Below are 25,474 nucleotides of genomic sequence, written 5' to 3'. Positions count from 1 at the left end.
CGTTAGCCTCCGAAGCTGATTTTCAAGATCGCGAAGATCGAGGCCGAGGCCACGATCAGCGAAAAGAACGTGTTGGCGATCAGCAGCAGCACGCGCTGCGGCTCGCCGTGAACATAGTCCTCGATGACGACCTGCATGCCGAGACGCATGTGATAGGCCACCGAGATCATCGTCAGGATGAACAGGATGGCGACCCACGGCGACGCCAGCCGGTCCAGCACGACTGGATACGTTTCTCCGGCCATCGAGATCACCATGATCACGAAAAAGATCATCAGCGGGACGTTGGCGAGCGCCGTGACGCGCTGGTGCCAGAAGTGCTGCGTCCCGGAGCGGGCGGACCCGAGTCCGCGCACGCGCTTCAGCGGTGTGGTCATGTCAGCCATGGTCGCTTCCTAGATCACGATCAGCGCGACGATCCACAGCAGGATCGTCAGCGAAACGGAGCCGATGATGGTGGCCCAGGCGAGCATCTCGCGGGTCTTCTCGTCGAAGCCCGCGCCGGTGTCCCAGATGAAGTGGCGCATGCCGCCGATCATGTGGTGCAGGAGCGCCCAGGTGAAGCCGAACAGGATGATCATCCCGAAGATCGAGCCGAAGAAACCGTTCGCGACCGCGAAGGCGTCCGGGCCGCTCGCGGCGGCGACGAGCCACCACACGATGAGAATCGTGCCGAAGAACAGCGCGCAGCCGGTGATGCGATGCATGATCGACATCACCATGGTGATGATCGGCCGGTAGATGGAAAGATGGGGCGAAAGTGGTCGGTTTGCCTTGGCGTCGACCTGCGACATTACGCGTTCTCCGGGATGGGCCGCCTGGCGGTTTCTGGCATCGTTCTAGCCTGCGGTCCGCCCCCCGTCAAAGTCGGGCGGCATGTTTCCACTCTGCGGCTTTTTGCAGCGCCGTGATAGCAGCAAGCGGGGCGGCCGCCCAACCCGTCTTGAGCGGGACGGTGGGTTGCTCTCCCGGCATGCCGGTCGGCGCGGGCGGTGGGCCGAAGAGCACCGGTGCGGCGCGGGATCAGCGCGGCGCCAGCCGTTCGCGCGCCGCGATTCGCTTGTGCAGGTGGACCATGAAGGCGGTGGCGAACATCGGCGTCACCAGGTTCAGGAGCGGCACCGCCAGCACCGCCGCGATCACCAGCCCGGCCAGGAAGATGGTCAGCCCGTTGCGGCTGCGCATCGCCTTGGTCTCCGCCTCGGAGTGGAAGCGCATGGCCGCCGCCTCGAAATATTCCCGCCCCAGCAGGTAGCCGTTGACCACGAAGAAGGCGGCGATGTTGACCACCGGCACCAAGAGCAGGAGCAGCGCCAGGATGTTGCCGAGGATCACCACGCCGGTGAACTTCACCGTGTGCCAGAGGCCGCGCATGAGCGGCACGTCGCGGCCGGGCGTCTCGCCGGGATAGTCGAGGCGCTCCACGGTGCCGGCGATCTCGTCCTGGAAGATGCCGGCGACGGCGGCCGACACCGGGGCGGCGATGAAGGCGAGCGCGAAGATCATGCCGATGCCGGTGACGATGGAGACCACCGTCTCCAGCCATCCGTAGGGCAGCTCGACCCAGTGCGTCAGCGCCGCCTCGACGGCGATCCACGCGACGACGAGGAGCGCGACGGTGATTCCGAGCGTCTTCAGGAACACCGGCCGCAGCTGCGGCGAGAAGATTTCAGAGAAGGCGCGGGAGGCGCTCGCGAGCATGAAGCGGGGCCGTTGTCCGGAGGGATGACGCAAGCGAGATAGGGGTTTCCGGCGGGCCGCTCAAGATGCCCCCCGCGGGGCCGGAAACCGGGGCGGGGTGGAAATCCGGCGCGATCTCTGTAAGGTTCGCCGCACTTCACGGTCCCAATTCGCTCGCTGCGGCCCCGCTGGCCGTTCGAGCCGATGCGATGCCGGACCAGCCAACGCACCAGATCGAGATCCGGTCGGTCGAGCGCGTCGCCGCGCCGCCGGCTGGCGATCTCCGACCCACCGGATGCCCCCAAGGAGGACCGACCAGATATGGCCGCGCCGCGCTACGACGTACTCGGAATCGGGAATGCGATCTTCGACATTCTCGCCCATGTCGACGATGACTTCATCGTCCGCGAGAAGCTTGCCAAGGGATCGATGCGCCTCGTCGACGGCGACGAGATCGCGCGCCTCTACAGCGACCTCGGCCAGGTGGTCCGCATCTCCGGCGGCTCGGGCGGCAACACCATCGCCGGCGTCGCCTCCCTCACCGGCAAGGCGGCCTATATCGGCAAGGTGGCCGACGACGAGTTCGGCGCCGCCTACCGCCACGACATGCGCGGCGTCGGCGTCGCCTTCGACACCGAGCCGCTCGCCGGTGGCGCGCCGACGGCAAGCTGCCTCGTGCTGGTGACGCCGGACGGCGAGCGCACCATGAGCACCTTCCTCGGCGCCTGCCAGAACCTGACGCCCGACGACGTCGATCCGGCGCTCGTCGCCGATGCCGAGATCACCTTCCTGGAGGGCTATCTCTGGGATCCGCCGCAGGCCAAGGAAGCCTTCCGCAAGGCCGCCGAGATCGCCCACCAGAACGGGCGCAAGGTCGCGCTGACGCTGTCCGACACCTTCTGCGTCGACCGCTTCCGCGCCGAGTTCCTGGACCTCATCAAGTCCGGCACCGTCGACATCGTGTTCGCCAACGAGCACGAGCTGCGCTCGCTCTACGAGACGTCCGACTTCGACACCGCCGTCAAGGCGCTGCGCGAGGACGCCACGCTCGCGGCCGTGACCATGGGCGCCGAGGGCTCGCTGACGATCACCCGCGGCGAGACCCACCACGTCAAGGCCGCGTCGGTCGACAGGATCGTCGACCTCACGGGCGCTGGCGATCTCTACGCGGGCGGCTTCCTGTTCGGCCTGGCCCGCGGCATGTCGCTGCCCGACTGCGCCACCATCGGCGGCCTCGCCGCCGGCGAGGTGATCCAGCATCTGGGTGCCCGTCCGGAAGTGAAGCTCGTCGACCTGGTCCGCCAGGAAGGCTTCGAGATCTGAGGGGAGGGTCTTTTTGTCTCGCGGCAGCTCGCTTCGCTCGCGCCTCCGACGGGGCGCGCTGACCGCGCGGCGCCCGGTCGGGCTTGCGAACCCTTTGGGTTCGAAGGTGCTTCGTTCGGGGGCGGAATCTGCCTGACGACAGCGGCCCGCCTAACCGGCGGGCCGTTTTGTTTGGTTTCCACCTGCGGAGGGTGGGGCTGGCACCAGAGGCTAATATCCTCCGTCTCGCCGGATCGCACCCACCAGCGCGCGACCGCGCGCCGCCCGGTCAGGGCGCCCACCCGGAGCCGGTGAGCGAAGCGAACTCGGCGTGAGGGGTCAAAAACCCTAGAAAGGCCGCCTCTGCCGCATCGCGGCGGACAGCGTGCCTTCGTCGAGATAATCGAGCTCGCCGCCGATGGGCACGCCCGAGGCCAGCCGGCTGACGGTGACACCCAGCCCGTCGAGCTGTTCCATCAGATAGTGGGCGGTGGTCTGGCCCTCGACGGTGGCGTTCACCGCCAGGATCACCTCGCGCACCTCGCCGGAGTGGGCGCGCTCGATCAGCTTGGGGATCTGCAGCGCGTCCGGCCCGACGCCGTCGAGCGCCGACAGGGTGCCGCCCAGCACGTGGTACTGGGCCGACACGGCGGCGGCGCGCTCCAGCGCCCACAGGTCGGCCACGTCCTCCACCACCACGATCAGCGAGCGGTCGCGGCGCGGGTCGGTGCAGATCGAGCACGGATCGGCGGTGTCGATGTTGCCGCAGGTCGAGCAGACCCGCACCGCGTCGGCGACCTCGGTGAGGGCGGCCGCCAGCGGCACCAGCAGCATCTCGCGCTTCTTGACGAGCGCCAGCGCTGCCCGGCGCGCCGAGCGCGGTCCGAGGCCGGGCAGCTTCGCCAGAAGCTGGATCAGTCGCTCGATTTCGGGTCCGGTTGTGGCGGCCATGTCGGTTCGGGCTGGAGCGGGTCGTGGCCGTGTCTCCCGGTCCGGCGGTTGGCCGGGGGACCTGGCGGGAACGGAACGCGGCCGCGAATCGGTGTCGCGGCCGCGGCAAGACTAGAAGATTTCGGCGGCGGGGAGGACGGTGCCGCCGCTGCCGGCCGGCCTACATCGGCGGCATCATGCCCGGCGGCAGGCCGAGGCCCGACATCAGTTCCTGGGTCTTCGCCTGCACGGCGGCATCGACCTTGGTCTTGGCGTCGGCGTGGGCGGCGACCACCAGGTCCTCGACGATCTCGCCCTCTTCCGGCTTCAGGAGCGACGGGTCGATGCGCACGCTCAGGAGCTGCTGGGCGCCGTTGACGCGCACGGTGACGAGGCCGCCGCCGGAGGTACCCTCGGCTTCCACCAGGGTCATCTGCTCCTGAAGGTCCCCCATCTTCGACTGGAGTTCCTTCGCCTGCTTCATCATCTTCAGAAAGTCCATGACCTACTCCTCCTCAGGCTCGTCGTCGGGCGGCGGGGCCTCGAGCGTCGGCTCCTCGGTTTCCATGATGCGGACGTCGACGATCTCGGCGCCCGGGAACTTGTTCAGCACGGCCGCCACGATCGGGTCGGCGGCGGCGTCGGCCAGCCGCTCCTCGGCGGTGCGCAGCCGCGCCTCGTGGATCGTCTCGTCGCCGTGTTCCGACGACACCACGACGATCCAGCGCCGGCCGGTCCATTCGGTGAGCCGCTGCCCGAGTTCGCCGGCGACCGTGATCGGCGCGTTCGGCATCATCGCGACTTCGATGCGGCCGGGCTCGAAGCGGACGTGGCGCATCTCCCGCTCGACCGCGAACTTCAGCTTCGGCGCGCGCATCTGGGCGGCCAGCGCCGCCACGTCCTCCAGCGAGGAGAGGGCGATCTCTGGCGTCGCGTCGGGCGCGGCGGAGGCGACCGGCTGGCGCGCGGGCTGGGTGGCGAAGGGCGGGCCGGCGCTCTCGCCCACGGCGCGCGCCCGGGCCTCGGGCTGCGGCGCGGGCGATCCTCCGCCAGTCGGCGCGGCGGGGGAGGGGCGTCCGCCGCCCTGGTCGGCGCCGCCGAAGGCCTTCAGCAGCGCGTCCGGCGTCGGCAGGTCGGCGGAATGGGCCAGGCGCACCAGCACCATTTCGGCGGCCGCCAGTGGCTTGGCGGCGGTCTGCACCTCCGGCAGGCCCTTCAGCAGGATCTGCCAGGCGCGCGACAGCACCGGGATCGACAGCTTCTCGGCGAACTCCGAGCCGCGCTGCTTCTCGTCCTCGGTGACGGTGCCGTCGGCGGCGACGTCCGGGACCACGCGGAAGCGGGTGACGAGATGCACGAAGGCGGCGAGGTCCGACAGCACGGTCGCCGGGTCGGCGCCGGCCGCGTACTGGTCGTCCAGCTCGCCGATCGCGCCGGCGACGTCGCCGCGCATGACCATGTCGAAGAGGTCGACCACGCGCGCCCGGTCGACGAGGCCGAGCATGTCCTTCACCGAGCCGGCGGTGATGGCGCCGGCGCCGTGGGCGATCGCCTGGTCCATCAGGGACAGCGCGTCGCGCACCGAGCCCTCGGCGGCGCGCGCGATCAGCCGGAACGCCTCGTCCTCGGCGTTGACCTCCTCGGCCTCGGCGATGCGGGCGAGGTGGGCGACCAGCGGTCCGGCCTCGACGCGGCGCAGGTCGAAGCGCTGGCAGCGCGACAGCACGGTGACGGGGACCTTGCGGATCTCGGTCGTGGCGAACACGAACTTCACGTGCTCCGGCGGCTCCTCCAGCGTCTTCAGCAGGCCGTTGAATGCCGCCGTCGACAGCATGTGGACCTCGTCGATCACGTAGACCTTGTAGCGCGCGCTCACCGGCTTGTAGCGCGCCGCGTCGGTGATCTCGCGGATGTCGTTGATGGAGGTGTGGGAGGCGGCGTCCATCTCGATCACGTCGACATGGCGGCCTTCCATGATGGCGGCGCAATGCTCGCCGAGTTCCGGCATGTCGATGGTGGGCTGGTCGACGCTGGCGGTTTCGTAGTTGAGGGCGCGCGCCAGGATGCGGGCGGTCGTCGTCTTGCCGACGCCGCGCACGCCGGTCAGCATCCAGGCCTGCGGAATCCGCCCGGTCTCGAACGCGTTCTTCAGCGTTCGCACCATCGGATCCTGGCCGATCAGGTCCTTGAAGGTTCGCGGACGGTATTTGCGAGCCAGGACGCGATACGGCGCAGCCGAGGCATCGCGGGGGGATGTGTCGTCCATGACCCGGCGCCGGTGCCTCTCGATAAGAACGGAGGTGGGAGGCTGGCACGGCGACCCGTGCCTGGCTCGTTAGGGCTGCTTCCTTCCGGACCTGACCCGGTTGGCGAGTGACCCGTCCACCGCCAACCTCCCGACTTCTCTATATCAAAGGTGGCCCCCCCTTTGGCAAGGAGGGGCAGACATGCAATTTTCGCCTTCCCACCGGATAACGGTCCGACCGGCCGTCTCCCGTCCCTTTCCCGACTGCGCGGAGCCTCCTCATGTCCACCGGGTTCGCCCTCGATCCGCAGCTTGCGGCCGACACGACGCAGGTCATCGAGCTGCCGCTCTGCTCCGTCCGGCTCAGCGGCGACCGCACCTATCCGTGGCTGATCCTGGTGCCGCGACGCGCCGGCTGCGTCGAAATCATCGATCTCGGCCCCGACGACCGCGCCGTGCTGATGGAGGAGATCGCCACCGCCTCGAAGGTGCTGAAGGCGCTGACCGATGCCCACAAGCTCAACGTCGCCGCGCTGGGGAATTCCGTGGCGCAGCTTCACGTCCACGTGATCGCCCGCTTCCCCGACGATCCGGCCTGGCCCGGTCCCATCTGGGGGAAAGTGCCGCCGCTGCCGTGGGACCGGCTGGAGCTCGCCGATTTCACCGCCCGGCTGGAACGCGCGTTCCACGAGAGCTGAGGCGCGCCATGCAAGGGTATCGCGCGGCGAATCATGGTTTTATGGCTCCGCGGGCGCGCCGGTGGCGCGGGCTGCGGGTTTCAGGCCGGTGTGGGTGAGATGGGTCGTACGTCGTTTCCGAACTTTCCCCCGATCGACGCCTCCGACCGCACCGGCTTCGCCGGCAACCGCCTCGACCGCATCGCCGAGGCGCGGACGGGCCTGTCGGCGGGCGATATCGGCCAACGCGCCGATGCCGGCTTCTATCTCTTCAGCGGCGACCAGGCCGTGCTCTCCGGCGCGGCGGAGGCGCCCGTGGCGCTGCATGGCCGCGACACGGCGCTCAAGCTCGACGCCGATCTCGACAGCGCGGTGCTGCTCGGCTTCGACAAGGGGGCGCCGCGCCTGGCGGCGCGCGTCCGCCTCGCCATGGACGACGAGGCGTCGTCCTTCTGGGCGAGCGACCTGCGCTCGCTGGCGGTGGAGGGCCGGCTCGCCCAGCACGACCTCGGCGCCATCGCCCAGGCGCGCAGCCTCGTCTCCTGGCACGAGCGTCACGGCTTTTGCGCCAACTGCGGCCAGCCGACGCGGCCCAGCCAGGCCGGCTACCGGCGCGACTGCCCGTCCTGCGGCACCCAGCATTTCCCGCGCACCGATCCGGTCGTCATCATGCTGGCGATCGATGGCGACCGCTGCGTGCTCGGCCGCCAGTACCGGTTCGCGCCGGGGGTGTTCTCCTGCCTCGCCGGCTTCGTGGAGCCGGGCGAGACGCTGGAGGACGCGGTGCGCCGCGAGCTCTACGAGGAGGCCGGCATCCGCACCGGCGCCGTCGCCTACCACGCCTCCCAGCCGTGGCCGTTCCCGTCCAGCCTGATGATCGGCTGCTTCGCCCAGGCGACCAGCTTCGAGCTGGTGCGCGAGGTCGAAGAGCTGGAGGACGTGCGCTGGTTCGAGCGCAAGGAGCTTGGCGCCATGCTCGATCGCACCCATCCCGACGGGCTGATGGTGCCGCCGGCGATGGCGATCGCCCACCACCTCATCAAGGCCTACGCCGACGGCGGCGTCGTCTAGGCCCGTTCCGCCCGGCGTGGACGCCGGGCGGTCGACGGCGCCTCAGCGGTGTGGGCGGAGCGCCCGGTTTTCCTCCGGCTCGCGGATGTTCGCGCGGAACTCCGCCGCCGGATAGACGCCCATGATGTGCAGCTCGGTGGAGAAGAAGGCCAGCTCCTCGAACGCCAGCGCGACGTTCGGATCCTCCGGATGGCCTTCCACCTCGGCATAGAACTGGCTGGCGAAGAACTCGCCCTCGAGCTGGTAGGATTCCAGCTTGGTCAGGTTGACGCCGTTGGTCGCGAACCCGCCGAGTGCCTTGTAGAGCGAGGCCGGCACGTTGCGCACCCGGTAGATGACCGAGGTGACGACCGGGCCGGCGTCGCGCGGCGCCCACTTCTCCTCCGGCGACAGGATCACGAAGCGCGTGGTGTTGTGGGCGGCGTCCTCGACGTCCTCCAGCAGGATCTCCAGGCCGTAGATCTCGGCGGCCAGCCGCGAGGCGAGGGCGGCGACCGACGGGTCGCCCGCCTCGGCGATCTGGCGGGCCGACCCGGCGGTGTCGGCGCCGACGACGGCGCGATAGCCGTGCTCCTGCAGCACCTTGCGGCACTGGCCGAGCGCCTGGACGTGGCTCTGCACCGTCTTGATGTCGGTGAGCTTGGTGCCGGGCAGCGCCATCAGCTGGTGGTGGATCGGCTGGAAGTACTCGCCGATGATGTGCAGCCCCGAGCCCGGCAGCAGATGGTGGATGTCCGCCACGCGCCCGTTCTGGGAGTTCTCGATCGGGATCATCCCCAGGTCCGCCACGCCCGCCTTCAGCGCCACGAAGCAGTCCTCGAAGGTGTGGCACGGAATGGCCTCGCCCTCGGGAAACACCGTGTGGGTGGCGATGTGGGAGTTCGCGCCGGGCTCCCCCTGGAACACGATGCGCTGGCTGTCGGACTTGGTCATGCTCTCATTCGATCGGCGCGCCGGAATCGGAGTCAGGAAAGGAGCGCGCGGGCCCTTTCGAGATCGGCGGGGGTATCGACCCCCAGCGGAACGGCGTCAACCACGGCGACGTCGATGCGCATGCCGGCCTCCAGCGCGCGGAGTTGTTCCAGCCGCTCGCGCCGCTCCAGCGTGGAGGGGGGCAGGGCGACGAAGCGCGTCAGCGCGTCGCGGCGGAAGGCGTAGAGGCCGATGTGGTGATAGAGCGGCCCGTCGCCGTGCGGCGCGGTGGCGCGGGTGAAATAGAGCGCCCGCAGCCGCCGCTCGGAAACCGGGCTGCCGACCACCTTCACCACGTTCGGATTGGTGCGCTCCTCCTCCACGGTGATGACGGCGGCGAGCGTCGCGATGTCGACGGCCGGATCGGCCAGCGGATCGAGCGCCGCGCGGATCGTGGCGGGCTCCACCGTCGGCAGGTCGCCCTGCACGTTGACCACCACCGACACCGCGCCGTCCGGGTCGAGCCGGCACAGCGCCTCGTGGATGCGGTCGGATCCGGAGGGGTGGTCGGCGGCCGTCATCACCGCCTCGCCGCCGGCGTCGCGCACCGCCGCCGCGATCTCCGGATCGTCGCAGGCGACGACGACGCGGCCGATGTCCGCCTCCCGCGCCCGCCGCCAGACCTGCACGATCATCGGCACGTCGCCGATCATCGCGAGCGGCTTGTCCGGCAGCCGCGTGGCGCTGCGCCGGGCGGGGATCAGAACGAGTGCGTGGTCCGGCATGGAACCTCTCTCATGGCCCGCCCGTTGGCCGGGGCGCGTCAATAGCGCGCGGCAACGAACGGATTGTGTCTTGTGCGCGGCGCTTTATACGGATGGACATAGAATTATTATAGCGGGTAGTGTCCACGCGATTTCCGCTCCGCGAGACGGCCGGAACCTGGGCCTCCGCGACGAGGATGAGGACAAGGATGGATTCGTTCGAGACTAACAAGGTCGTAGGCGCCGTACTCGGGACGTGCCTTTTTGCGATGGCCGTCGGGGTTCTGTCCGATGCGATCTTTGCGAACCATCCCCCCGAGACGCCCGGCTACGCGATCGCGATTCCCGACGCCGAGCATCCGGAGGACGGCGGCACCGCTGCGCCTGCGGCCGTGCCGCTTCCGGTGCTGCTGGCCAGCGCCAACGTCTCCGACGGCGAGGGCGCGACCCGGGCGTGCCAGGCCTGCCACTCCTTCGACAAGGGCGGCGCCAACAAGGTCGGCCCGAACCTGTGGAACGTGGTCGGCGGCCCGGTGCTGAGCCACCCGGACTTCAACTACTCCTCCGGCATGAAGGAGTGGGGCGCGGACAAGACCTGGACCTTTGAGAACCTCGATGAGTTCCTGGCCAACCCGCGCGGCACGGTGAAGGGCACGGCGATGAGCTTCGCCGGCATCAAGAACGACCAGCAGCGCGCCGACGTGATCGTCTACCTGCGCTCGCTCGCCGACACGCCGGTGCCGCTGCCGGAGGTCGAGAAGACCGCCGCGGCCGACACCGGCACCGCCACCGACGCCGCTCCGGCGGGGGCCGCGGCTCCGGCCGGCGACGCCCAGAAGGACGCGGCTGCGGCCGGCACCACCCAGACGGCGGCCGCCGATGCCACCGCTCCGGCCGCCAGCGGCGACGGTGACGCCTTCGTGCAGATGGTCGCCGCGGCGAACCCGGACGACGGCAAGCGCGGCGTGCGGGCCTGCCAGGCCTGCCATTCCTTCGAGCAGGGCGGCCCCACCAAGGTCGGTCCGAACCTGTGGAACGTCGTCGACAAGCCGATCATCCACGGCGACTACGCCTACTCCAAGGCGATGCAGGAGTTCGGCGCCGACAAGACGTGGACCTACGACCTTCTCAACACCTACCTGACCGCGCCGACGAAGCTGGTCCCGGGGACGAAGATGGCCTTCGCGGGCGTCAAGAAGGAAGAGGATCGCGCGGCGATCGTGGCCTACCTGCGCACGCTGTCGGACAGCCCGGCGCCGCTGCCGGGCGCCGCCCAGTAGCCAGCCCACACGACGGCGGGCGCCTTCGCCCGTCCGTCCGACCGACCTGATCCAGCGGGGCGGAATCGCGAAAGCGGTCCGCCCCGTTCGGCTGTCCGGCCGCCCGCTCGGCATTAAATTTTGGTCATAGTGGCCGTCGGCGGTGTCGCCGGGCGCCGAGGCTCCCTAGAATGGAGCCGAGATCAACTGACCGGATGCCGTGATCGATGATGCGCACCCTCTCCCTCGGTTTCGCCGCCGTCCTCGCCTCGCTCGTCGCGGCGCCGGCGGTCGCGCAGGAGCCCGTCTGGCACACGTCGGCGGCGCTCACCGGCGAACCGAAATACAAGGAGGGCTTCGCGCACTTCGATTACGTGAACCCGGAGGCGCCGAAGGGCGGTACCGTCCGGCTGCACAGCGTCGGCTCCTTCGACAACCTGAACTTCGTGCCGCGCCGCGGCGAGCCGGCGCTCGGCCTCGGCTTCGTCTACGACACGCTGATGACGCCGGCCTACGACGAGCTCGACATCTCCGCCGACTACGGCCTGCTGGCCGAGGCGGTGCAGTGGCCCGACGATCACTCCTGGGTGAAGTACCGGCTGCGCGACGGCGCCCGATGGCACGACGGCCAGCCGGTGACGCCGGATGACGTGGTCTGGTCGTTCCAGGTGCTCACCGAGAACAACCCCGGCCAGGCCTTCTACTACCGCCACGTGAAGTCCGCCGAGGTGACCGGCGAGCGCGAGGTGACGTTCACCTTCGACCAGGCCGGCAACCGCGAGCTGCCGAAGATCGTCGGCCAGCTGATCGTGCTGCCGAAGCACTACTGGACCAGCGAGGGCCGCGACATCACCGGCTCCACGGTGGTCCCGCCGCTCGGCTCCGGGCCCTACCGCATCAAGTCGGTGGTGCCGGGCCGCTCCATCACCTACGAGCGGGTTCCCGACTACTGGGGCAAGGACCTGCCGGTGAACGTCGGCACCAACAATTTCGACGAGATCCGCTACGAATATTACCGCGACGAGGACATCGCGCGCGAGGCGTTCAAGGCCGACGAGTACGACTGGTACCAGGAGCTGTCGGCCAACCGCTGGGCCACCCAGTACAATTTCCCCGCCATCGAGAAGGGCTGGGTGAAGAAGCTCGAGGTGCCCGACGTCGGCTCCGGGCGGATGCAGGGCTACGCCTTCAACCTGCGCCGCGAGAAGTTCCAGGACCCGCGGGTGCGGCGCGCCTTCAATCTCGCCTACGACTTCGAGACCTCCAACGAGCTGCTCTCCTACGGGCTCAACGAGCGAATCGGCTCCTATTTCGCCGGCACCGATCTCGCCGCCACCGGCCTGCCGGAAGGCAAGGAGCTGGAGATCCTGAAGAGCGTCGAGGAGGAAGTCGACGGCGAGGGGATGCCGCAGACGGTGTTCACCGAGCCCTACGACCTGCCGGTCGGCGGCTCGCCGCAGGCGCTGCGCACGAACCTGCGCGAGGCCTCGCGGCTGCTCAAGGAGGCCGGCTACGAGATCAAGAGCGGCAAGCTGATCAACACGAAGACGGGCCAGCCGCTGGAGGTCGAGATCCTGCTGTCGTCGCCGGGCGCCGAGCGCGGCGCGCTCGCCTACAAGAAGGATCTGGAGCGCCTCGGCATCCAGGTGGCGCTGCGCACGGTGGATTCCTCCCAGTACGTGCGGCGGGTCCGGGCGCGCGACTTCGACATCGCGATCTTCGTCTGGGGCCAGAGCCTGTCGCCGGGCAACGAGCAGAACGAGTACTGGGGCTCCGACGCGGCCGACCGTGAGGGCTCGCAGAACTACGTGGGCATCAAGAACCCGGCCGTGGACGCGATCATCCAGCGCATCGTCTACGCCAAGGACCGCGAGACGCTGGTCGCCGCCACCAAGGCACTGGACCGGGTGCTGCTCCACAACGAGTACGTGGTGCCGCAGTTCCGCGCCCCGAACGACCGCATCGTCTACTGGGACCGGATCGACCACACCGATCTGCCGAAGTTCACCACCGGCTTCCCGATGACTTGGTGGTACGACGAGCAGAAGGCCGAAGACATCGCGAGGGCGAAGAAGTGAGCCCTCGGCGCTCGCTCCCCGTCACCCGGCGCGCGGCGCTGCGGTTCGGCGCGCTCGGCTTCGCCGGGGCCGCCTTCGGCTCCCTCGGCGTCCGCGGCGCCTTCGCGCAGCAGGCGGGCGCCGCATCCGGTGCCGCGGCCGGCGCGCCGCGGCATGGCCTGTCGGTGTTCGGCGACCTCATGCTGCCGGCCGACTTCACCCATTTCCCCTACGTGAACCCGGACGCCCCGAAGGGCGGGGCCTTCCGGTTCGTGCCGTCCCAGTGGGGCTTCAACCAGAACCCCCAGACCTTCAACACCTTCAACACCTTCATCCTCGCCGGCGACGCGCCGCCGCTGATGGAAACCTGCTTCGACACCCTGATGGTGCGGCAGCTCGAGGAGCCCGACGCCGTCTACGGCCTCGTCGCCGGATCGGTCTCGGTCTCCGACGACGAGAAGACCTTCGCCTTCCATCTGCGGCCCGAGGCACGGTTCCACGACGGCTCGCCGCTCACCGCCGACGACGTGGCGTTCTCGCTCGAAACCCTCCGGACCAAGGGCCATCCCCAGCTCCGGCAGATCCTGAGCTGGGTCGAGAGCGTCACCGTGGAAGACCCGCAGACCCTCGTCGTCGTCATGAAGGCGGGGGCCAGCAACCGCCTGCCGCCGACGGTCGCCACCATGCCGATCCTGTCGAAGGCCTATTACGAGGCCCACGACTTCCAGCGGTCCTCCATGGACATCCCGCTGTCCTCTGGCGCCTACAAGGTGGGGCGCTTCGAGACCGGCCGGTTCGTGGAATACGACCGGGTGAAGGACTGGTGGGGCAGGGACCTCCCGGTCTCGCGCGGGCAGGGCAATTTCGACGTCGTCCGGGTGGAGTTCTTCCGCGACCGCCAGATCGCCTTCCAGGCGCTGACCAAGGGCACGCTGAACTACCGCGAGGAGTTCACCTCCAAGACCTGGGCGACCGAGTACAACTTCCCGGCCGTCCAGGACGGACGCGTCATCAAGGCGGAGTTCCCGGACAACCTGCCGGCGGGCGCCCAGGGCTGGTTCCTCAACTTGCGCCGGGAAAAGTTCGCCGATCCGCGCACCCGCCAGGCGCTCGACCTCGCCTTCGACTTCCAGTGGACCAACACGAACCTGTTCTACGGCGCCTACCAGCGCACCTCGTCCTACTTCGAGAACTCCGAGATGAAGGCCGAGGGGATGCCGAGCGCCGGTGAGCTGGCGTTGCTGGAGCCGCTGCGCGACAAGCTGCCGGAAGGCGTGTTCGGCGAAGCGTGGACGCCGCCGGTGTCCGATGGCTCCGGCGCCGACCGCAAGCTCCTGCGCCAGGCGAACGACCTGCTGCTCGCCGCTGGCTGGAAACGGCAGGGCAGCAGCCTCGTCGACGCGAACGGCGTGCCGTTCACCATCGAGTTCCTCGACAACAGCCCGGCGTTCGAGCGCGTCGTGCAGCCGTACGCCCGCAATCTCGAACGCCTCGGCATCGAGCTGACGTTTCGGCTGGTCGACCCGGCCCAGTACCAGGCCCGGCGCAGCGGCTTCGACTTCGACATGACCGGCCAGCGCTATTCGCTGTCGCCGACGCCGGGCGAGGCGGTGCGCGATTTCTGGACCTCCCAGGCGGCGAAGACGGACGGCTCGTACAATCTCGCCGGCATCTCCGATCCGGCCGTCGATACCCTCGTGGAGGCGCTGATCAACGCGCCGACGCGCGAGGAGATGGTCACCGCCGCGCGCGCCTTGGACCGCGTCCTCAGGCTTGGCTACTACTGGGTGCCGAACTGGTTCAAGCCGATCCACACGGTCGCCTACTGGGACGAGTTCGGGTTCCCGGACAAGCCTCCCCACTACGGGTTCCCGGTGGCCGAGACGTGGTGGCACGCCGACGCCGCCGCGAACAAGAACGGATAGGGCCGCGCGCCGATGGCATCCTACCTCCTGCGTCGCCTGCTGCTGATCATCCCGACGCTGTTCGGGATCATGCTGATCTCGTTTCTCGTCGTTCAGTTCGCCCCCGGAGGGCCCGTCGAGCGGGTGATCGCCCAGCTCTCGGGCATGGACGTTTCCGCGACGGCCCGCATTTCCGGCGGCGGTGGCGATTTCGCCTCGGGCGCGGAGCCCGGCACGTCCAGCGCCGGCTCCAGCGACGTGGCCTCGAAATACCGGGGCGCCCAGGGCCTTGATCCGGAATTCATCAAGGAGCTGGAGGCCCAGTTCGGCTTCGACAAGCCGCCCGTCGAGCGCTTCGGGCTGATGCTGTGGAACTACCTGCGCTTCGATTTCGGCCAGAGCTATTTCCGCGACATCGGCGTCCTCAAGCTGATCGGCGAGAAGCTGCCGGTGTCGATCTCGCTCGGCCTGTGGATGACGCTGATCTCCTACGGCATCTCCATCCCGCTCGGCATCTCCAAGGCGGTGCGCGACGGATCGCGCTTCGACATCTGGACGTCGGCGGTCGTCATCATCGGCTACGCCATCCCGGGCTTCCTGTTCGCCGTGCTGCTGATCGTGCTGTTCGCCGGCGGATCGTTCTGGGACTGGTTCCCGCTGCGAGGATTGCTGTCGGAGGGCATACGCGGCGCCACGTGCGCGCCCTGGAGCAGCGCCTTCGAACTGAAGCGCTGCGTCACGGTGGTGGTGCCCGACTACTTCTGGCACCTGACGCTGCCGATCATCGCCATGTCGCTGTCGGCGTTCGCCACCACCACGCTGCTCACCAAGAATTCCTTCCTGGAGGAGATCCGCAAGCAGTACGTGATGACGGCCCGCATGAAGGGGCTGACCGACCGGCAGGTGCTCTATGGCCACGTCTTCCGCAACGCCATGCTGATCATCATCGCTGGTTTTCCGGGCGCCTTCATCTCGGCCTTCTTCACCGGCGCGCTGCTGATCGAGACCATCTTCTCGCTCGACGGGCTGGGCCTGCTCGGCTTCGAATCCATCATCAACCGCGACTACGCGGTGGTGTTCGCGACCCTCTACATCTTCTCGCTCGTCGGCCTCGTGGTGAACCTGATCACCGACGTCACCTACATGTGGGTCGATCCGCGCATCGATTTCGAGAGCCGGGAGGTCTGAGGTGGAAGCCCGTCTCGAACCGTCCCACGAGGAGCTCTCACCGGTCGCCTCCGAGCCCTCCGTCGGCAAGGGGCTGATCACCCTGTCTCCGATCAACCGGCGGCGCTGGCGCAACTTCAGGGGCCACAAGCGGGGCTTCTGGTCGCTGTGGATCTTCCTGATCCTGTTCGTGCTGACGCTGTTCGCCGAATTCCTGGCCAACGACCGTCCGCTGCTCGTCTCCTACAACGGCGAGCTGCTGTCGCCGGTGTTCGTCGACTATCCGGAGGAGAAGTTCGGCGGCTTCCTGGCGGTCACCGACTACCGAGATCCGTTCATCCAGGACGAGATCCAGGCCAACGGCTGGATGATCTGGCCGCCCATCCGCTACTCCTATTCGACGGTGAACAACGAGCTGCCGGTGCCGGCGCCGTCGCCGCCGACCTGGATGCTCGACAAGGACCAGCGCTGCCAGTCCTACGCCGAGGGCGCCGCCGATCCGAACTGCTCGAGGTGGAACTGGAACTGGCTCGGCACCGACGACCAGGGCCGCGACGTGGCGGCGCGCCTGATCTACGGCTTCCGCATCTCCGTCCTGTTCGGTCTGGTCCTGACGATCCTGTCCTCCATCGTCGGCGTCACCGCCGGCGCGGTGCAGGGCTACTTCGGCGGCTGGACGGACCTCATCTTCCAGCGCGTCATCGAGGTCTGGACCTCGATCCCCGCCCTCTACCTGCTGCTGATCATCTCCGCCGTGCTGGCGCCGAGCTTCTGGGTGCTGCTCGGCATCCTGCTCCTGTTCTCCTGGGTGGCGCTGGTCGGCGTCGTGCGGGCGGAGTTCCTGCGGGCGCGCAACTTCGAGTACGTGACCGCCGCCAAGGCGTTGGGCGTCGGCAACCGCACGATCATGTGGCGCCACCTCCTGCCCAACGCCATGGTGGCGACGCTCACCTTCATGCCGTTCATCCTGAACGGCTCGATCACCACGCTGACGTCGCTCGACTTCCTGGGCTTCGGCCTGCCGCCCGGCTCGCCGTCGCTGGGCGAACTCTTGGCGCAGGGCAAGAACAACCTGCAGGCGCCGTGGCTCGGCATCACCGGCTTCCTGGTGATCTCGATCATGCTGTCGCTGCTGATCTTCATCGGCGAGGCGGTGCGCGACGCCTTCGATCCGCGCAAGACGTTCGTGTGAGGGGATCGATGACCGACACCAGCCAAGAGCTTCTGAGGATCGACAACCTCTCCGTCTCCTTCCGCCAGGAGGAGGGGCCGCCGGTCGAGGCGCTGAAGGGCGTCTCGCTGTCGGTGAAGAAGGGCGAGACGCTGGCCATCGTCGGCGAATCCGGCTCCGGCAAGTCGATCACCGCGCTGTCGGTGGTGCGGCTGCTTCCCTATCCCGCCGCCTTCCACCCCTCCGGCGAGATCCTGTTCCGCGGACAGGACCTCCTGAAGGCGTCCGAGCGCGAGATGCGGGGGCTGCGCGGCAACGACATCGCCATGGTGTTCCAGGAGCCGATGACCTCGCTCAACCCGCTGCACGAGGTCGGGCGGCAGGTGGGCGAGGTGCTGAGGGTCCACCGGGGCATGTCGGAATCCGCCGGTCGCGCGCGCACGCTGGAGCTGCTGCACGCCGTCGGCATTCCCGATCCTGAAACCCGCCTGAAGAGCTATCCGCACCAGCTCTCCGGCGGCCAGCGACAGCGCGTGATGCTGGCGATGGCGCTCGCCAACGAGCCCGAGCTGCTGATCGCCGACGAGCCGACGACGGCCCTCGACGTGACGGTCGCGGCGCAGATCCTGGAGCTCCTGAAGGAGCTCCAGCAGCGGCTCGGCATGGCCATGCTGTTCATCACCCACGACCTCAACACGGTGCGGCGCATCGCCGACCGCGTCGCCGTCATGACCAAGGGCGAGCTGGTCGAGGAGGGGCCCGTCATGGAGGTGCTCGACCGGCCGCAGCACCCCTACACCCGGCACCTGATGGAGGCGGAGCCAAAGGGCGATCCGACGAAGACGGACCGCTCGGCGGCGCGCATCGTCGAGGCGACCGACCTCAAGGTCTGGTTCCCCATCAAACGTGGCCTGCTGCGGCGGACCGTCGGCTACGTGAAGGCCGTCGACGGGGTCGACATCGAGGTGCGCTCCGGCCAGACGCTGGGCGTCGTCGGCGAATCCGGGTCCGGCAAGACGACCCTCGGCTTCGCGCTGCTGCGCCTGATCTCGTCGAAGGGCCGGATCGTCTTTCTGGGCTCCGAAATCGACGCCTTCTCCTGGAAGGAGATGCGGCCGCTCAGGCGCGACATGCAGATCGTCTTCCAGGACCCGTACGGCTCGCTGAGCCCGCGCATGTCCATCGGCGCGATCATCGAGGAAGGCCTCAAGATCCACTTCCCCGACCTCTCCGCCCGCGAGCGCGAGCAGAAGGTCGCCGACGTGCTGGTGGAGGTGGGTCTCGACCCGTCCACTCAGCACCGCTATCCGCACGAGTTCTCCGGCGGCCAGCGTCAGCGCATCGCCATCGCCCGGGCCCTCGTGCTCGAGCCGAAGTTCCTGATGCTCGACGAGCCGACCTCGGCCCTCGACATGAGCGTCCAGGCGCAGGTGGTCGACCTGCTACGGACGCTGCAGCAGCGCTACGACCTGGCCTACCTGTTCATCTCCCACGACCTGAAGGTCGTCCGGGCCCTCGCCAACGACGTGATCGTGATGCGGGACGGCAAGGTGGTCGAGGCCGGGCCGGCCGAACGCATCTTCGACGATCCCCAGACCGACTACACCAAGGCCCTGATGGCGGCGGCGTTCCGGCTGGAGGCGATCGGAGCGGATTCCGTCTCGCAGTAAAGGGGCCGCGCGCACCGTCCGCGCGCAGAAACGCGCAATATCGCGCACGAACGCGCACGAACGCGCAAGCATCCGCGCGCGTTCGACTTGCCGCGTTCAGGTCTCCGGCCGCCCTCCAAGCTTTCGGGCGGGCCATGTCCGATTTCTCTTGAAGCGGCCGATGGGCGTCCCCACCTCCCTTGCATCGGTGGATTGGATGGAACGGACGATGACCAACACTCTCACTCTTCGCCCGGCGTGGACGCCGCTCACGACCTTCCTGATGATTCTCGGCTTCATCGTTTTCTGGCCGCTCGGCCTGGCGATGCTCGCCTACATCCTGTGGGGTCACAATTTTCACCGCGTTGCGGAAGACGCGCGCGGCCATTTTCGGGGATGCTCGATGCGCAGTATGCGGAAGATGAAAGACGCCGCGTTCGCGGGTGGATCTCGCACCGGCAACGTCGCCTTCGACGAGTACCGTGACCGCGAACTCGCGCGCCTCGAGGAGGAGCGCCGCCGGATCGACGCCATGCGCGCCGAGTTCGACGACTTCCTGCACAACCTTCGCCGCGCGAAGGACCAGGAGGAGTTCGACCGCTTCATGTCGGCCCGCCACAACGGCGCCGACGCGGCTCCCCGCGACGAGCCGCAGGGCGGTCAGCCCTACCCGGCCTGACGACTTCGGAAGGGGACGCGTTCCCCTTCCTCCCTGGCTTCCAAGCCCCTGACCTCCCCTTATGGGCCGCCTCGCGCGGCCCCTTTTTTTGCCGCCGGGGCCGGCGTTGTGGCATGGATTGGCCGTGGGCGGCGGTTTGAGAATCGGACATGCTGAAGCGTCTTTTCAAGGCAAGGGACCAACGATCCTTGGCGGCTGAGCCCCTCACCGGAATCGCGCTCGATCTGCAGGGCCGCGCGGTCACCGTCGCGGTGAAGCGGTCGGCGCGCGCCCGCCGCGCGACGCTGCGCATTCCCTCCGGCGGGGCGCCGGTGGTCACCGCGCCGATGACCATGTCGGACGTGGTCATCGACCGCTTCGTGCGCGGCCACACCGGATGGCTCGCAGACCGTCTGGCGCGCCAGGCCCCGGCGCTGGCCTTCGCCGACGGCGTGGTGTTTCCGCTCCGCGGCGTCGACCATCGCATCCGCCACACCCCGGGCCGCCGCGGCACGGTGTGGATCGAGGAGGAGGGCGGCGAAAAGTTCTTCTGCGTCACCGGCCACGAGAAGTACCTGGTCCGCCGGGTGACCGACGGGCTCAAGCGGATGGCGCGCAGCGACCTGGAGGAAGCCTCGCTCCGCCATGCGGCAACGGTCGGCCGCAAGGTCACGTCGGTGCGCGTGCGCGACACCCGCAGCCAGTGGGGCTCCTGCACGCGCAAGGGGGCGCTCTCCTACTCCTGGCGGCTGATCCTCGCGCCGCCGTTCGTGCTCGACTACGTCGCCGCCCATGAGGTCGCGCACCTGGTGGAACACAACCATTCCGACCGCTTTTGGCGGCTCGCGGAGCGCCTGGCGCCGCGCACCCAGGAAGCGCGCCGCTGGCTGCGGCGGGAAGGACCGGGGCTGTTCGCGATCGGCGCCGACTGAGCCGTCGGCGCGGACGCATGCCATTCGGGCGGGGGAGGGTCCCGCCCCGGGGCCTTCGCAGCGGCGCGATTGTGCGCTAGCAGAAAAGCAGCATGTCCACCCAAGCGCTGCTCGGCGTCATCCTCCCTGTCTTTGGCCTCATCGGGATCGGCTACTTCGTCGTCGGCGTCGGGCTTATCGGCGATCGCATCGGCGATGCGCTGGCCGAGTTCGTATTCACCATCAGCCTGCCGCTGCTCCTGTTCCGCACGCTGGCGACCGCCGGCTGGCCCGACGTCTCGCCGTGGCCCTTCTGGCTCACCTATTTCACCGGTGTCGCGATCGTCTGGTTCCTGGCGACGCTGATCACCCGCAGGGTGTTCGGCCGCGACGCGCGGGCCGGCATGGTGGCGGGCATATCCGCCGGTTACTCCAATCTCGTCCTTCTCGGCATCCCTGTCATCAACCAGGCCTTCGGCCAGGAGGGGCTGGTCATCATCCTGATGCTGGTCTCCATCCACCTCGCGGTGATGATGACCGCGAGCGCGATCCATATCGAGATCGCCGCCCAGCGGGACGGGCTGAACGACGAAGCCCTCAATCTCGTCACCGTCGCCAAGCGCGTCATCGTCTCGCTGCTGAAGAACCCGATCATCATCGGCACGCTGTCGGGCGTCGCCTACAACGCCACCGGCCTGCCGCTGGACGGGATCCCGCGCATCCTCATCGACAAGGTGGCCGACATCGCCATTCCCTGCGCGCTGCTGGCGCTCGGCATGGCGCTGAAGCGCTACGGCGTGCGCGGGTCGATCCTGCCGGCGGCGGCGATCACGGTGCTGAAGGTCGTCGTCCTGCCGGTGATCGTCTACTTCATCGCCCGTTATGTAGCGCACATGCCGCCGCTCTACGTGGCGGTGGCCACCATCGGCGCCACGTGCCCGACAGGCGTGAACGCCTATCTGATCGCCACCCGCATCGGCACCGGCCACGCCCTGTCGGCGACGGTCATCACGCTGAGCACCGCCGCCTCGCTGCTGATGATGGGATTCTGGCTGACCGTGCTCGGCCACTGAGGCGCGGAGCCGCCCCGCCGGCGGCGCGTCAGCGGTAGTAGCCGAGATCCGCAAACACCTGGGGCAGCAGCTGATGCACCTCGCTGCCCGTCATGCCCGGGCGGATCGCCGGGTGGTAGAGCATGCGCATGAGCCCCAGATCGAAGCTGGTGAAGTCGGTGTGGCGCGAGGAATCGTTGAAGACGCTGTCCGTCAGCGTCGCGTTGTCGTTCATCGGCCCGAGCCCCTGCAGGATCTCCTCCACCATGCACCGGTGGAACAGGTAGGGGTCGTCGGCGACGATCACTGCGGTCGACGACAGGATCCGCCCGTTGCGGGTGCGCACGCCGACCAGGCAGCGGGCGTTCATGGCGACCGCGTCGGCGCGCAGCTCTCGCGAGACGGTTTCGGCGAAATCCTGCCGGTCGACCAGGAAGATGGTGAAGTTGGCCGACTGGCGGTCGTTCACCAGCGTCGCGCGCATGCCCCCGACCTTGCCGGGCAGCGTCGACACGAAGGTCTTCACGGTGGCCGTGCGGTCGACTTTCCCCAGATTGATCACGTGGAAGCGGATCGGGTCGGCATACTTCTTCACGCGCTGGGAGTCGCCGTGGCCGCGGCCGTATTCGAGGCCGAAGACGACCTTGAAGAAACCGTCGCGCAGGCGCTCGGGCGTGGGAGACCCGGCGGCCGAGCCCGTCGTCATCGCGATCAGGCACAGCCCCGCGGCCAGGATGGTCGAACGAACAGGGTGCGCAGTCGCAGGCCGTCTTCCCAACACTGGCCGATCCCCCGAGCGACGTCTGGTCGAGAAATCATCGCAGATGTTCCGCGACGGACGCAAGCGGCGCCGGTTTCCAAACGGGTGGGCATGCGCGGCCCGGTCGCGTAGAGCACGACGGGTCCGGGCGGGACGATCCGAAGCCAGCGCACGGGGGTGCCCTCCGAACGCAGGCGCCGGTCGGGGGTGCAGATCCGGTATCGCTCGCTCCTCATCGCGCTCTAGGATGGCCCGCAAACACGCACGAATCGGGAGAATGACATGGCCGATCACGGCAGAGACGGTCTGATCGAGGGAACGGATGGCTGCCTGCGCTGCTTCTGGCAGGGCAATCTTCCCGACTATCAGGCCTATCACGACCAGGAATGGGGTCGGCCGGTCGGCGACGACCGCCGGCTGTTCGAGAAAATCGTGCTGGAAGGCTTTCAATCCGGCCTGTCGTGGCTGACGATCCTGCGCAAGCGCGAGAATTTCCGGTCGGCGTTCGCCGACTTCGACTTCGAGAAGATTGCCAAGTTTACCGAGACGGACGTGGAGCGGCTGCTGCTGGACACCGGGATCGTGCGGCATCGCCGCAAGATTGAATCCGCGATCAACAATGCACGGCGCGCCTGCGAGCTGGTCGAGGGAACCGGCTCGCTGGCCGGGTTCCTCTGGAGCTTCGAGCCGGACCCGTCGGAGCGGCCCGAGGGCTTCGACTGGGAAACCCTTCGCCAAGTCACCAAGACGCGCCATTCCGAGGCTCTCGCGAAAGAGCTCCGTCGCCGGGGCTGGAGCTTTGTGGGACCGACCACGCTCTACGCGTTCATGCAGGCCGTCGGCATGGTCAACGACCACATTGAAGGCTGCTGCTTGCGCGACGCTGTCACCGCCGAGCGGGCGGTCTTCGTCCGGCCTGCCGCCTGAGCACGGTCGATCGACATCGCTCCGGGACCATGGGCGAGGACGGTTCTATCCGGGGGTGCCGCTTCGAACGAAGCGCGACGATTCCGGTGATCCGGAGAACGCGTCGCGACGTAGATAGGATCAGCCGTGGTTCGTGGCCGGCTCTTGTTCGAGTGCCCACCCGGCCGGCCGCCCACCGTGGTTGAGGCCGCCTGCTTACCCCCCCGGCAGGCGGCCTCTTTAATGTTCCGGCCTTAAGGTTGGCACCATCCGCTAGTCGACGAAACGGTCTGCCATGGCCTCGTCGAATGCCTCGAGCAGAGGGTTCGAGGGTTCGAACACGTCGTCGAGCCGGGAGATCGTGACCGTCTCGGCGCTCTGCGACTTCAGCCACTGGGCGCAGCGGTAGGCCTCCTTCGCCGGGCAATGCAGCGTCAGCGGCACGGCCTGGGCGCCGAAAGGCGCGACGGTTCCGAACAGGTTGGCGGCTTCCGAGGAAAGCCGTTCGGCGTTTCCGACGACCGCCCGGATCTCGCGGATCTCGCGGGCCCGCAACTCCGCGGCAATGCGGTCGAGCACCGTCACTGCCGCCGCGCGCGCGGCCGGCGTCCAGTCGGCCCCACGGGCCGCCACCAGGTGCGCCTCAGACGCCAGGATCAGCCCGCCATCGAGCACCTTCAACGCATTGGCGGCAAGCGTCGAGCCGGTCGTCGTGATGTCGACGATGATCTCCGCCGACCCGGCCGCGGGCGCGCCCTCGGTGGCGCCGAGGCTTTCAACGATCCGGTAGTCGACGATGCCGGCATCGGCGAAGTGGCGACGGGTCAGGTTCACGAACTTGGTCGCGACCCGCAGTCGACGGCCCCGGCGCGCGCGGAAGTCCTCGACCACCTCGGCGAGGTCGTCGATCGTCTCCACGTCGATCCACACGGAAGGCACGGCCACGACGACATCGGCGTGGCCGAAGCCCAGCGGCGTCACCAGGTGCAGCGCCTCGGCCCGCTCGGCGGGATCGGAGAGGGTCTCCTGGACGAGGTCGAGGCCGGTGACCCCGAAGTGCACGCTGCCGGCGACGATCTCCCGGGCGATCTCCGAGGCCGACAGGAACGCGATCTCCACGCCCTCCACGCCGGAGACGCCAGCCCGGTAGCGGCGCGAGCCGCTGGCGCGGCGGATCGGCAGGCCGGCGCGGTCGAAGAACTGGCTGACGTTTTCTTCCAGCCGGCCCTTGGAGGGGATGCCGATGATGAGGTCGCTCATGACCAGTCGCCTCCGATGCCGCTCTCGATGCCGAAGCGGTCCAGCCAGACCGAGAACCCGACGGCCGGAACCGGCTTCGGCGCGCCGAGCAGCGACAGCAGCCGGTCGTAGCGGCCGCCGCCGATGGTCTGGGCGCCCTCCGGCTGGGCCGGGTCGTAGAGCTCGAACACCAGGCCGGTGTAGTAGTCGAGCCGGCGCCCGAAGTCGGCGGCGAACGTGGTGTCGGCAAGCGGCACCCCGGCCTCCTCGAACAGCCGCACCCGGCGCTCGAAGCGGGAGAGGGCGTCGGACAGGTCGATGCCCTCGGCCTTCGCGAACGCGGCGACCGCGGCGGCGGCCTCCGACAGCGGGGCACTGATCTTCAGATAGCGTTCCAGCACGCGGGCAGCGCCCTGGGCCTGTCCGTCGCCGGCCTGCAGAGTGGCCGTATCGCGCAGCCGGTCGGCGATCTCGCCGGACGTGCGGCCGCCGACGAGCGTCAGGCCGGCGACGCCGAGCATGTCGGAGACGATGTTGTGGGCCTCCTCGGGATCGACGCCGGCCAGCGCGCGCGACAGCCCGGCCGGACCCTTGCCGATGCTTAGCGGCTGTCCGCCGGCGAGCTTGGCGATCGCCCCGCCGAGCCGTTCCGGTTCGCCGAACCACGCGACCAGGCGCCGCCGCCAGGCAGGCGACAGCGGCAGGGCCTCGACGAGGCAGGCGAACAGGGTGGCGTCGCCGACCCGGATGCGCGGATTGGCGAGGCCGAGGGTCGACGCGGCGCGGAGTGCCAGCGCCAGCGCGTTGGCGTCGGTCGCCTCCACGTCGGTGTGGCCGATCCATTCGACGCCGGCCTGCAGGAACTCCGCCGCGCCGGTGCGCCGCTGACGGAAGACCGGGCCCACGTAGCCGTAGGTGACGGGGTCGGAGCCGGCGGCCTTCGCCCGGTGCGCCAGGCAGACGGGGATGGTGAAGTCCGGCCGCAGGCACAGCTCGCCGCCGGTGGTGGCGGCGGTGACGAACAGGCGGCGGCGGATGTCCTCGCCGGCGAGGTCGAGGAACACGTCCGCCGGCTGCAGGATCGGCGGATCGATCATCTCGTCCGCCGCATCGGCGATGAGGGCGCGCAGAGTGCGCAGACGGTCGGGAGCCATGGCGGG

24 protein-coding genes and 1 other RNA gene are annotated in these 25,474 nt (G+C 68.8%); 13 read left to right on the top strand and 12 right to left on the bottom strand.

Annotation, left to right across the window (positions count from 1 at the left end; translation table 11 throughout):
• Positions 1-2: 2 nt before the first annotated feature.
• The 3 genes from sdhD to AB7M35_RS07340 form a co-directional block, all read right to left on the bottom strand.
• On the bottom strand, positions 3-386 hold the full coding sequence (gene sdhD / locus AB7M35_RS07350) for a succinate dehydrogenase, hydrophobic membrane anchor protein (protein ID WP_453958482.1): 384 nt from the start codon (positions 384-386) through the stop codon (positions 3-5).
• A 9-nt stretch (positions 387-395) separates the two neighbouring features.
• Positions 396-794, bottom strand: coding sequence for a succinate dehydrogenase, cytochrome b556 subunit (sdhC, locus tag AB7M35_RS07345; protein ID WP_453958480.1), 399 nt, complete (start codon positions 792-794; stop codon positions 396-398).
• Between the two features lie 229 nt (positions 795-1,023).
• Positions 1,024-1,701, bottom strand: coding sequence for a sulfate transporter family protein (locus AB7M35_RS07340; protein WP_453958478.1), 678 nt, complete (start codon positions 1,699-1,701; stop codon positions 1,024-1,026).
• A gap of 300 nt (positions 1,702-2,001) precedes the next feature.
• Here AB7M35_RS07340 and AB7M35_RS07335 point away from each other — a divergent pair, with 300 nt between their 5' ends.
• A complete protein-coding gene (locus AB7M35_RS07335) occupies positions 2,002-3,003 on the top strand; it encodes an adenosine kinase (RefSeq protein WP_453958476.1) in 1,002 nt (333 codons plus the stop codon).
• A 327-nt stretch (positions 3,004-3,330) separates the two neighbouring features.
• On the opposite strand, the gene recR is transcribed toward AB7M35_RS07335, so the two are convergent.
• The 4 genes from recR to ffs form a co-directional block, all read right to left on the bottom strand.
• On the bottom strand, positions 3,331-3,933 hold the full coding sequence (recR, locus tag AB7M35_RS07330; protein ID WP_453958474.1) for a recombination mediator RecR: 603 nt from the start codon (positions 3,931-3,933) through the stop codon (positions 3,331-3,333).
• A 160-nt stretch (positions 3,934-4,093) separates the two neighbouring features.
• Complete coding sequence (locus AB7M35_RS07325) at positions 4,094-4,414, bottom strand: YbaB/EbfC family nucleoid-associated protein (protein WP_453958472.1); 321 nt, start codon at positions 4,412-4,414, stop codon at positions 4,094-4,096.
• Positions 4,415-4,417: 3 nt separating this feature from the next.
• A complete protein-coding gene (locus AB7M35_RS07320; protein ID WP_453958470.1) occupies positions 4,418-6,178 on the bottom strand; it encodes a DNA polymerase III subunit gamma/tau in 1,761 nt (586 codons plus the stop codon).
• Between the two features lie 34 nt (positions 6,179-6,212).
• Positions 6,213-6,309, bottom strand: an RNA gene (gene ffs / locus AB7M35_RS07315) — signal recognition particle sRNA small type.
• Between the two features lie 129 nt (positions 6,310-6,438).
• Between ffs and AB7M35_RS07310 the strand changes: the two genes are divergently transcribed.
• Both AB7M35_RS07310 and nudC read left to right on the top strand, forming a co-directional pair.
• On the top strand, positions 6,439-6,855 hold the full coding sequence (locus tag AB7M35_RS07310; RefSeq protein ID WP_453958468.1) for an HIT domain-containing protein: 417 nt from the start codon (positions 6,439-6,441) through the stop codon (positions 6,853-6,855).
• 99 nt (positions 6,856-6,954) lie between these two features.
• Positions 6,955-7,905 carry an NAD(+) diphosphatase gene (nudC, locus tag AB7M35_RS07305; RefSeq protein WP_453958466.1) on the top strand — a complete coding sequence of 317 codons (951 nt, stop codon included), beginning with the start codon at positions 6,955-6,957 and terminating at the stop codon, positions 7,903-7,905.
• A 42-nt stretch (positions 7,906-7,947) separates the two neighbouring features.
• Here nudC and AB7M35_RS07300 read toward each other — a convergent pair whose 3' ends face one another.
• On the bottom strand, positions 7,948-8,838 hold the full coding sequence (locus AB7M35_RS07300; RefSeq protein ID WP_453958465.1) for a prephenate dehydratase: 891 nt from the start codon (positions 8,836-8,838) through the stop codon (positions 7,948-7,950).
• 32 nt (positions 8,839-8,870) lie between these two features.
• On the bottom strand, positions 8,871-9,602 hold the full coding sequence (locus AB7M35_RS07295) for a 3-deoxy-manno-octulosonate cytidylyltransferase (RefSeq protein WP_453958463.1): 732 nt from the start codon (positions 9,600-9,602) through the stop codon (positions 8,871-8,873).
• Positions 9,603-9,850: 248 nt separating this feature from the next.
• Here AB7M35_RS07295 and AB7M35_RS07290 point away from each other — a divergent pair, with 248 nt between their 5' ends.
• The 9 genes from AB7M35_RS07290 to AB7M35_RS07250 all read left to right on the top strand — a co-directional run bounded on the left by AB7M35_RS07290 (position 9,851) and on the right by AB7M35_RS07250 (position 21,430).
• Positions 9,851-10,861, top strand: a complete 1,011-nt coding sequence (locus tag AB7M35_RS07290) for a c-type cytochrome (RefSeq protein WP_453958461.1) — start codon at positions 9,851-9,853, stop codon at positions 10,859-10,861.
• A gap of 209 nt (positions 10,862-11,070) precedes the next feature.
• Complete coding sequence (locus tag AB7M35_RS07285; protein WP_453958460.1) at positions 11,071-12,918, top strand: extracellular solute-binding protein; 1,848 nt, start codon at positions 11,071-11,073, stop codon at positions 12,916-12,918.
• A complete protein-coding gene (locus AB7M35_RS07280) occupies positions 12,915-14,822 on the top strand; it encodes an extracellular solute-binding protein (RefSeq protein WP_453958458.1) in 1,908 nt (635 codons plus the stop codon). The genes AB7M35_RS07285 and AB7M35_RS07280 overlap by 4 nt, the downstream gene beginning before the upstream one ends.
• Positions 14,823-14,834: 12 nt before the next feature.
• A complete protein-coding gene (locus AB7M35_RS07275) occupies positions 14,835-15,989 on the top strand; it encodes a microcin C ABC transporter permease YejB (RefSeq protein ID WP_453958456.1) in 1,155 nt (384 codons plus the stop codon).
• A gap of 73 nt (positions 15,990-16,062) precedes the next feature.
• Complete coding sequence (locus AB7M35_RS07270; RefSeq protein WP_453960658.1) at positions 16,063-17,160, top strand: ABC transporter permease; 1,098 nt, start codon at positions 16,063-16,065, stop codon at positions 17,158-17,160.
• Between the two features lie 8 nt (positions 17,161-17,168).
• A complete protein-coding gene (locus tag AB7M35_RS07265) occupies positions 17,169-18,809 on the top strand; it encodes an ABC transporter ATP-binding protein (RefSeq protein ID WP_453958455.1) in 1,641 nt (546 codons plus the stop codon).
• A gap of 208 nt (positions 18,810-19,017) precedes the next feature.
• Positions 19,018-19,467, top strand: a complete 450-nt coding sequence (locus AB7M35_RS07260; protein ID WP_453958453.1) for a DUF2852 domain-containing protein — start codon at positions 19,018-19,020, stop codon at positions 19,465-19,467.
• Between the two features lie 188 nt (positions 19,468-19,655).
• Complete coding sequence (locus tag AB7M35_RS07255) at positions 19,656-20,378, top strand: M48 family metallopeptidase (protein ID WP_453958452.1); 723 nt, start codon at positions 19,656-19,658, stop codon at positions 20,376-20,378.
• 92 nt (positions 20,379-20,470) lie between these two features.
• Positions 20,471-21,430, top strand: coding sequence for an AEC family transporter (locus AB7M35_RS07250; protein WP_453958450.1), 960 nt, complete (start codon positions 20,471-20,473; stop codon positions 21,428-21,430).
• Between the two features lie 28 nt (positions 21,431-21,458).
• Here the strand turns inward: AB7M35_RS07250 and AB7M35_RS07245 are convergent, their stop codons facing one another.
• Positions 21,459-22,115 carry a DUF2927 domain-containing protein gene (locus AB7M35_RS07245; protein ID WP_453958448.1) on the bottom strand — a complete coding sequence of 219 codons (657 nt, stop codon included), beginning with the start codon at positions 22,113-22,115 and terminating at the stop codon, positions 21,459-21,461.
• Between the two features lie 336 nt (positions 22,116-22,451).
• Here AB7M35_RS07245 and AB7M35_RS07240 point away from each other — a divergent pair, with 336 nt between their 5' ends.
• On the top strand, positions 22,452-23,096 hold the full coding sequence (locus tag AB7M35_RS07240) for a DNA-3-methyladenine glycosylase I (protein WP_453958446.1): 645 nt from the start codon (positions 22,452-22,454) through the stop codon (positions 23,094-23,096).
• A gap of 252 nt (positions 23,097-23,348) precedes the next feature.
• Here AB7M35_RS07240 and hisG read toward each other — a convergent pair whose 3' ends face one another.
• Together hisG and AB7M35_RS07230 are read right to left on the bottom strand one after the other, a co-directional pair.
• Complete coding sequence (gene hisG / locus AB7M35_RS07235; protein ID WP_453958445.1) at positions 23,349-24,335, bottom strand: ATP phosphoribosyltransferase; 987 nt, start codon at positions 24,333-24,335, stop codon at positions 23,349-23,351.
• A complete protein-coding gene (locus tag AB7M35_RS07230; protein WP_453958443.1) occupies positions 24,332-25,468 on the bottom strand; it encodes an ATP phosphoribosyltransferase regulatory subunit in 1,137 nt (378 codons plus the stop codon). Before AB7M35_RS07230 ends, hisG begins: the two co-directional genes overlap by 4 nt.
• Positions 25,469-25,474: the final 6 nt, after the last annotated feature.

It is taken from the genome of Amorphus suaedae (assembly GCF_053629675.1).
Note: the sequence above shows the minus strand (reverse complement) of the source record. Positions and strands in the feature narration are given on the sequence as shown.

Excerpts from the sequence above, each read along its gene's own strand:
- sdhD (WP_453958482.1), bottom strand. The coding sequence starts at position 386 with ATGGCTGACATGACCACACCGCTGAAGCGCGTGCGCGGACTCGGGTCC.
- sdhC (WP_453958480.1), bottom strand. The coding sequence starts at position 794 with ATGTCGCAGGTCGACGCCAAGGCAAACCGACCACTTTCGCCCCATCTT.
- AB7M35_RS07340 (WP_453958478.1), bottom strand. The coding sequence starts at position 1,701 with ATGCTCGCGAGCGCCTCCCGCGCCTTCTCTGAAATCTTCTCGCCGCAG.
- AB7M35_RS07335 (WP_453958476.1), top strand. The coding sequence starts at position 2,002 with ATGGCCGCGCCGCGCTACGACGTACTCGGAATCGGGAATGCGATCTTC.
- recR (WP_453958474.1), bottom strand. The coding sequence starts at position 3,933 with ATGGCCGCCACAACCGGACCCGAAATCGAGCGACTGATCCAGCTTCTG.
- AB7M35_RS07325 (WP_453958472.1), bottom strand. The coding sequence starts at position 4,414 with ATGGACTTTCTGAAGATGATGAAGCAGGCGAAGGAACTCCAGTCGAAG.
- AB7M35_RS07320 (WP_453958470.1), bottom strand. The coding sequence starts at position 6,178 with ATGGACGACACATCCCCCCGCGATGCCTCGGCTGCGCCGTATCGCGTC.
- AB7M35_RS07310 (WP_453958468.1), top strand. The coding sequence starts at position 6,439 with ATGTCCACCGGGTTCGCCCTCGATCCGCAGCTTGCGGCCGACACGACG.
- nudC (WP_453958466.1), top strand. The coding sequence starts at position 6,955 with ATGGGTCGTACGTCGTTTCCGAACTTTCCCCCGATCGACGCCTCCGAC.
- AB7M35_RS07300 (WP_453958465.1), bottom strand. The coding sequence starts at position 8,838 with ATGACCAAGTCCGACAGCCAGCGCATCGTGTTCCAGGGGGAGCCCGGC.
- AB7M35_RS07295 (WP_453958463.1), bottom strand. The coding sequence starts at position 9,602 with ATGCCGGACCACGCACTCGTTCTGATCCCCGCCCGGCGCAGCGCCACG.
- AB7M35_RS07290 (WP_453958461.1), top strand. The coding sequence starts at position 9,851 with ATGGCCGTCGGGGTTCTGTCCGATGCGATCTTTGCGAACCATCCCCCC.
- AB7M35_RS07285 (WP_453958460.1), top strand. The coding sequence starts at position 11,071 with ATGCGCACCCTCTCCCTCGGTTTCGCCGCCGTCCTCGCCTCGCTCGTC.
- AB7M35_RS07275 (WP_453958456.1), top strand. The coding sequence starts at position 14,835 with ATGGCATCCTACCTCCTGCGTCGCCTGCTGCTGATCATCCCGACGCTG.
- AB7M35_RS07265 (WP_453958455.1), top strand. The coding sequence starts at position 17,169 with ATGACCGACACCAGCCAAGAGCTTCTGAGGATCGACAACCTCTCCGTC.
- AB7M35_RS07260 (WP_453958453.1), top strand. The coding sequence starts at position 19,018 with ATGACCAACACTCTCACTCTTCGCCCGGCGTGGACGCCGCTCACGACC.
- AB7M35_RS07250 (WP_453958450.1), top strand. The coding sequence starts at position 20,471 with ATGTCCACCCAAGCGCTGCTCGGCGTCATCCTCCCTGTCTTTGGCCTC.
- AB7M35_RS07245 (WP_453958448.1), bottom strand. The coding sequence starts at position 22,115 with ATGACGACGGGCTCGGCCGCCGGGTCTCCCACGCCCGAGCGCCTGCGC.
- AB7M35_RS07240 (WP_453958446.1), top strand. The coding sequence starts at position 22,452 with ATGGCCGATCACGGCAGAGACGGTCTGATCGAGGGAACGGATGGCTGC.
- hisG (WP_453958445.1), bottom strand. The coding sequence starts at position 24,335 with ATGAGCGACCTCATCATCGGCATCCCCTCCAAGGGCCGGCTGGAAGAA.
- AB7M35_RS07230 (WP_453958443.1), bottom strand. The coding sequence starts at position 25,468 with ATGGCTCCCGACCGTCTGCGCACTCTGCGCGCCCTCATCGCCGATGCG.